The organism is Carnobacterium sp. 1290_CSPC, assembly GCF_001053265.1.
Lineage (GTDB): Bacteria > Bacillota > Bacilli > Lactobacillales > Aerococcaceae > Aerococcus > Aerococcus urinaeequi.
Map to the genome: position 1 here is coordinate 1 of NZ_JVVG01000070.1, position 6,088 is coordinate 6,088.

Consider the following 6,088-nt stretch of genomic DNA (forward strand, 5'->3'; position numbering starts at 1 on the left):
GCCTGAATATAAAAAGGCAAAGGACGAATTAAAAGAGATGACTACCACGCTGGAACAGCGGAAGTCAGAAGTTTTAGCGTTATCAAACGATAAAACACCAACAATCAAGAAAGAAAGTTTAGACTTAAAAGACGAAACGAAAACGGTCAAAGTACCAAGTGGCGAAACAATTGGAATTGGTAAGTTACGTCATGAATTTACGAAAAATGAAGAACAAAAAACAGGGAATGTCATCATACCTGAAAGTAAATTAAATGCAGTGATTAAAAGCTATGAAGAGCTATATAAAGCGAATGAAAATCTAAAAAAATATGCGGAAACTGATTTACCTAAAGAAATTACTAGAGTTAAAGGGAAATATAGCGAATTAGTGGATAAATACAATGATTTAGTACGTAAGAGTAATCGGAATATTGAAATAATTAAAGATTTAGAAAAAGAGAATAAGTCGCTTAAAAACGAAATAAAGGGCATTTACAAAGGCTTTAAAGCGTTCTTTAAAGACTCTAAGGAGGTTACAACTGAACAGGTTAAAACGCTTGTTGGTGGCGTTGTAGACAAAGTAAAAGAGTTTGTAAAAGGTGGAGAGTTTGAAAAAATTCATAGAAATGAAACTCAAACACGAGATAGAGATGAATTAAGTCGTTAGAAGCTCATATTTGCGTTCTAAGACGTTTTAAATTAATTCTAGGTATTTTATAACTGTTAGGTCTTTTCGTCGGCAAATGCGTTAAAATTTGCGAAATAAAGCTATGCAAGGGCGAACAACGTGAGCAACGTTTACCCTTGCATAGCTTTTTTTGAGTAAATTAGCTTTTGAAACCGACAGAAAAGCCAACAGTTATAAATGTTTAGCTACTTTTCAGAGGCATGATCAAACGCATTGCGTTTGTGGGTGTGGGCAACGCCCACGGTTTTGTTGTTTTAGAAATTGGGAAATGGACTGGGGGAGATTTTGAAAAAATCGACTAACTTCTGGGGGTACTAGGACTTACTTCTCCAAATCCACAAAAAGTTGCTAATGCAGAAGGTATGGTTAGGTATTTTTCTTACATAGACAATCCGGAAAAGTACCAGTATGATAAAACTAAAACAATAGCGCATAGTGGGGCTGAAATTGATATATATCTGTCTGTTACTAAATCTGAAAGATATGAACTAATAAAAGAAATGCGTACGCTTATCAGAGATAAGGATGTGATTGAATTTACTCAGTTGTTTGATTATGCAGCTGATGAATGATTTGATGATTGGTTTCCCTTGTTATGTGATAATTCTGCTTATGTGATAGGTCAGTATATTAAATCAAATAGACATAGAGAAAGAAAAATAGATTAATAAATTTAAATATTAAGGAGTTTTTATGAAAAATATATCTTTATCAAAAATCACATTTTTTTTGCTTATTTTAATTTTAGTTATTGTTAGTTTTGTGTGGGATAATTCTTATAAAATTGAGAATATTTTTCTTGTTTTGTTGGCTATAAATTTAGTTGTTATGATATTTGAACATAAAAAAAGAGATTCAAAATGATATCTTGAATCTCTTTTTTTTATTACCCTACCCAATAAGTTTTATTAATCGTTTTAATTAATTTGGTTCTAGCGCTATTTCCGTAATATTTAACTATAGTTTGTTGACCTATTATTACTTCTGTACCTCTAGGAGATGTTGCTAGAATATTTCTTGTGTTTACAGTTGGCCAAACGTCTGGATTTTGTGTTTGTAGTGTGCTTGTTAGATCGTATATTCCTATAGCTGTTCTTACATAAGTGCTAGGTATAAAGCCTAGTACGTTTGTAACTACATAAGTTGCTATTCTTTTTGATTTTGTGCTAGCAACTTTTTTGTATCCTGTCCACGCAGTATATTCTATGTTTTTATAGCCTAAATTTTTGTAGTCGGTAACACTACTTGGGTTCTTTGTGCTAAAAAGTGTAATTCCGCGATTGTTAGAATTTAAATCTGCACTCAAATCTGCATATGGAAGATTTAGTGATTCTTCATAAGTTATGTCTGCTGGAGTTTCTTGAATATTTTCTGTTTCGCTTGCATAGACTGTATCAGTATTTGCAGAAAATAAAGCAATTGGAGCTAAAGTTACAATTAGCGAAGTGATAACAAGTATTTTCTTTAATTTCATTATTTCCCTCCTGGATATGTAATAGTATTTTTATACTTGAGAAAACTATATAAGTACTCAATTAAAAAAACAACTTTTATTTTTGAGTCATTTTGCTTTTGCAAAACAAGAGAAAAGCCGATATTCGTACCTATTTGGATGTTTTTTCGAGTTGGGAATGAGGAAAGGAATAGGGGAGATTTTTGAAAAAATCAACTAACTTCTGGGGGGTACTACGACCTATACCCTTTAATTTTCTTCTGAACGTATTTCAGGGGTTTGTTAAGGGTGTTAACCCTTGACCATGCGTTGGCATGCATTCAAATGCAGAAAATTTAACAAAATTACTTAGATGTTCAAGGTTTTTGGTCATTCAAGACTACTTTTTCTTGAACATAAGGGGTTTAAAAGGGGCAAAGCCCCTTTTTTTAATGGCTTGCGTTAGCAAGGCTTCCTTTTTTATTTTTAGAAAAAACCTCAGGGGTGATTTAGAGAAAATACGATAAATAGATAAATATGTTTAATTAATCTTTGTTTAGATAATGTTTAGATATATGTTTAGCCGATTTTCAACCCTTGGGAGAGTAAGGTGTACGGCACTTTTATTGGGACAAATTGTTGGTTATTAAGGACAAATTGTTGGTTATTAAGGACAGATTGTTGGGTTCATTTGGGACAAATTGTTGGTTTATTGAGTCAATATAAAAATTTGACCTAAAAATATTTTTATATTAATATTTGAGTCACGAAAAGGAGCGCGACTCAAATGAAAAATGAAGTAGTAAAATATCATAATGATTTAAATAGTATTAATATGCGAACATGGACTTCAGAAGAAATGAATTTTTTCTTTTCAATCATAGCTAAAGTACGTAATAAAGGTACGCGAGAAATAAAGTTAGATAAATTTGAACTAGCTGAGTTAGCTAACTATTCTGTTGCGAACAATAAAAGATTCCAAGATACCATTGAAAGCCTTGGAAAAAAAGTAGCTAATATTCACTATATTGAGCGGACTTCAAATTCATTTGAATTAATGAATCTCTTTACTCGTTTTAAATTTGAATGGAACGATGATTTGAGTGAAATGACTGCAATAGTAAAAGTTTCAGAGGTTTTTGAATATGTTGTAAATCGACTTCAAGTAGAATTTACAACATATGAATTAGCTGAATTTACTCATATTCGCTCTACATATGCTAAAACGATGTATCGTTTATTAAAGCAATGGCGAACAATTGGAAAAAAAGAATTCAAAATAGACGATTTCAAATTCTTATTAAATTGTCCTAAGTCTTATAGTACAAGTGATATTGATAAGCGGATTTTAAAACCAGTAATTAAAGAACTAGCTCCTTATTTTAAAAATCTGAAAGTAAAGAAAATAAAGAAAAATACGCGTGGAAATCCTTTAACTGGCTACTTATTTACCTGGAAACCTGAACAAACTGAACCTTGGGTAGAGAATAAATATGACGAACAACCTCAAGAAGACACATCAGAATATAATAATAAATTTACTGAATGGTTAATTTATTACGGTGTCATTTCTCCTGGTGACCAGGAATTGATTGAGCAATTTAAATTAGAAGTTTATCCGCTATACCAACAGCTTGCTGATAGGTCTACACTTGATAATGTGGCAAAACATATTTCTTATGTAGCTCATCAAAAATATTCACATCCTATTGGCTATTTTAAAAAATCAGCTAAAGATTATTTAAAACGGTATTTTGGAAAAAATAGTTGATATGGGGTTATGATGTATCATCATATGAAAATGATAGGAGATTCATAGCATGGGGAATGTAAAAAATGATAAGGTGCAAGTACAGTTACGTTTAACTGCTAATGAACGAGAAAAAATCAAGAAGAATGCTGAAAAAAATAATCAATCGATGAATCGATATATATTAGAAAAAATACTGGTTGATGATAATAAAGATGCTAGCGTAGAAAATACAAATAGCTATACAAATTATAGGAATATGCTATCATTTTTTGAATCACAAATACGTGTCAAAGATGAGCAAATTAAATCTTTATCTCAACGTTTAGAATCTGCGCATCGTTTGATTGATCAACAACAACAATTACAATTAAGCACAAATAAGCACATCGAATCATTAGAAAGTGAAAAAAAAGCAAATCAGCAAAGTGAGCATAGTAATCGAAAATGGTGGGCTATATTTTTAAAAAAATAACTTAAGACTCTTGATACAAGCGGAACTAAAAAAAGTTTAGTCCGTAAAGAAATACGAGCTTTTAGCTTTTCGCCAAAAGTAGCTTAATAAAAATTAAGTGTTAATTTTTAAATATAACCAGGATATTAGAATGGGTGGAAATATGGATAAATTAGAAGTTTATCCGCTATACCAACAAATTGCCGATAGATCTACACTTGATAATGTGGCAAAACATATCTCTTACGTTGCTCACAAAAAATACACGCACCCCGTTGGTTATTTTAAAAAAGCTGCGAAAGAATATCTCGACAGATTTATATAAAATAATCTCATATTTTCAGCTACCTTATTAATATAGTGATAGAAGCTAATACAACAGTATAGGGAACGCTTTCATTTCGTGATTTATTGTGCTATATTTTGATTATTAAAAATCTATAAAGGGGGTGTTTATTGTGGTAATGAACAAAAAGTTTGCATTAAGTATTATGTTGAGTGGTTTCTTTTTATTAGGTTATGGAAATAACTTAGTTAAAGCTGATGAAGTAAGTAATACTGAAATTTATGATGAAACTTATGTTACGGGAGAAATTTTTGGTTCGGGAAATGAAGAAGACTACAACGTTGAAATAGAACAAGTAAATAGTAATATATATTCAAATGAAGACGGTACAATTTCGGAAATTCAAAATTATGAAGTTACTTTTGAATTACCCGCCGAGGAACCAAAAGATAATGATGAGATTATAGCATTTAAACCTTTTAAGAAAGCAGCTGAAAATTTCCAAGAATATGTGTCACCTAACGCTTATGCCGTTGTGCGATCTTCTTCTGAAGTATCTGGTGGCATTAAAGCTAATTTATCAGTAGATTTTTCTAAGAATTCTACAGGTTATGTAAGGATTAATAGAGTTTATGGTTCATGGGTTCCGACTAGTGGTCTTTACTATACAACAAATAGAGGTGTCAGATATGGCATTAATTATCAAGGTAGTTCACCTACTGTTCGACCAGGTACCTCTTTTAATATTATTCCTTCAGATAAAAAATACAGAGCTAGTGGAGTTGGTTTATCAGGCGCGACATCTTGGGCTACAGGACGTGTATATGGTATGAACGGAGCACACGAAATCGAGGTTAGCGTAAGATTTTAATAGTGAGGTATTAGAAAATGAGAAAAAAAACTTTTATGCTTTCCTATATTTTAGTCCCTTTTATAATTTTGTTGTTTACCACTTATGTAAATATACAAAGATTTTTCTCTAGATTTGATGCTGTGGAAGTAACTATTGGAACATTTATAGTCGTGATTATTTTTATATTACTCTATTTACTGACTTATTTTAATAATTTTTATGATATAAAAATCCAGATTATATCTATAATTTTATTAATAGTTTATATAATTATATCTTACGATAATCGAGTTAATTTTTTTTCATTTAATCGCCTGTATATAATCCCTATAATTGCTTTTTACTTATCAAATTTTATTATTACTTATTTTAATAAAAGAAATGATGTTATAAAAAATTAACCGTAAGAAAGCCCCCTGACGAAAGTCGAAGGGGGTTTTTATTTTTGTTTGAGGTTTTAGGAGCGACAATTTTTGGAGACCACGAAAACCTCAAATCGTATCAGCTAATTGCACCATAAGGGTGCGCTGATCCATTGGCTTGCTAAAGCCAATAAGCTGTCTGCAAGACCCCACCTTTACACAAGTAAAGTATAGTGGGTTATACTTTACATGGAAGCTGTACCGAAGTTAGGAGTGTTTAT

General features: G+C 31.2%; 6 protein-coding genes and 1 pseudogene. 6 read left to right on the forward strand and 1 reads right to left on the reverse strand.

Translation table 11 applies throughout. The features are described from left to right. Both AC973_RS09865 and AC973_RS06085 read left to right on the forward strand, forming a co-directional pair. Window positions 1-649: hypothetical protein (locus AC973_RS09865; RefSeq protein WP_048728648.1), on the forward strand; the 649-nt coding region annotated here is incomplete at its 5' end. A 326-nt stretch (window positions 650-975) separates the two neighbouring features. Then, window positions 976-1,338, forward strand: a pseudogene (locus AC973_RS06085) (Rep family protein). Between the two features lie 218 nt (window positions 1,339-1,556). Here AC973_RS06085 and AC973_RS06090 read toward each other — a convergent pair. Beyond that, window positions 1,557-2,144, reverse strand: coding sequence for a hypothetical protein (locus AC973_RS06090; RefSeq protein WP_048728653.1), 588 nt, complete (start codon window positions 2,142-2,144; stop codon window positions 1,557-1,559). A 745-nt stretch (window positions 2,145-2,889) separates the two neighbouring features. Between AC973_RS06090 and AC973_RS06095 the strand changes: the two genes are divergently transcribed. From AC973_RS06095 to AC973_RS06105, 4 genes are all read left to right on the forward strand, one after another. Next, on the forward strand, window positions 2,890-3,873 hold the full coding sequence (locus AC973_RS06095) for a RepB family plasmid replication initiator protein (RefSeq protein WP_053083820.1): 984 nt from the start codon (window positions 2,890-2,892) through the stop codon (window positions 3,871-3,873). 49 nt (window positions 3,874-3,922) lie between these two features. Further along, window positions 3,923-4,327 carry a DUF536 domain-containing protein gene (locus tag AC973_RS06100; RefSeq protein WP_048728657.1) on the forward strand — a complete coding sequence of 135 codons (405 nt, stop codon included), beginning with the start codon at window positions 3,923-3,925 and terminating at the stop codon, window positions 4,325-4,327. Between the two features lie 142 nt (window positions 4,328-4,469). After that, the gene (locus tag AC973_RS09870; RefSeq protein ID WP_157850745.1) at window positions 4,470-4,631 is read left to right on the forward strand and encodes a hypothetical protein; all 162 of its coding nucleotides are present in this window, start codon (window positions 4,470-4,472) and stop codon (window positions 4,629-4,631) included. 133 nt (window positions 4,632-4,764) lie between these two features. Then, window positions 4,765-5,463 carry a hypothetical protein gene (locus AC973_RS06105; RefSeq protein ID WP_048728660.1) on the forward strand — a complete coding sequence of 233 codons (699 nt, stop codon included), beginning with the start codon at window positions 4,765-4,767 and terminating at the stop codon, window positions 5,461-5,463. Window positions 5,464-6,088 lie beyond the last annotated feature (625 nt).

What these genes read in the sequence shown, in the direction of transcription:
- AC973_RS06095 (WP_053083820.1), top strand. Translation starts at nt 2,890, where the DNA reads ATGAAAAATGAAGTAGTAAAATATCATAATGATTTAAATAGTATTAAT.
- AC973_RS09870 (WP_157850745.1), top strand. Translation starts at nt 4,470, where the DNA reads ATGGATAAATTAGAAGTTTATCCGCTATACCAACAAATTGCCGATAGA.
- AC973_RS06100 (WP_048728657.1), top strand. Translation starts at nt 3,923, where the DNA reads ATGGGGAATGTAAAAAATGATAAGGTGCAAGTACAGTTACGTTTAACT.
- AC973_RS06090 (WP_048728653.1), bottom strand. Translation starts at nt 2,144, where the DNA reads ATGAAATTAAAGAAAATACTTGTTATCACTTCGCTAATTGTAACTTTA.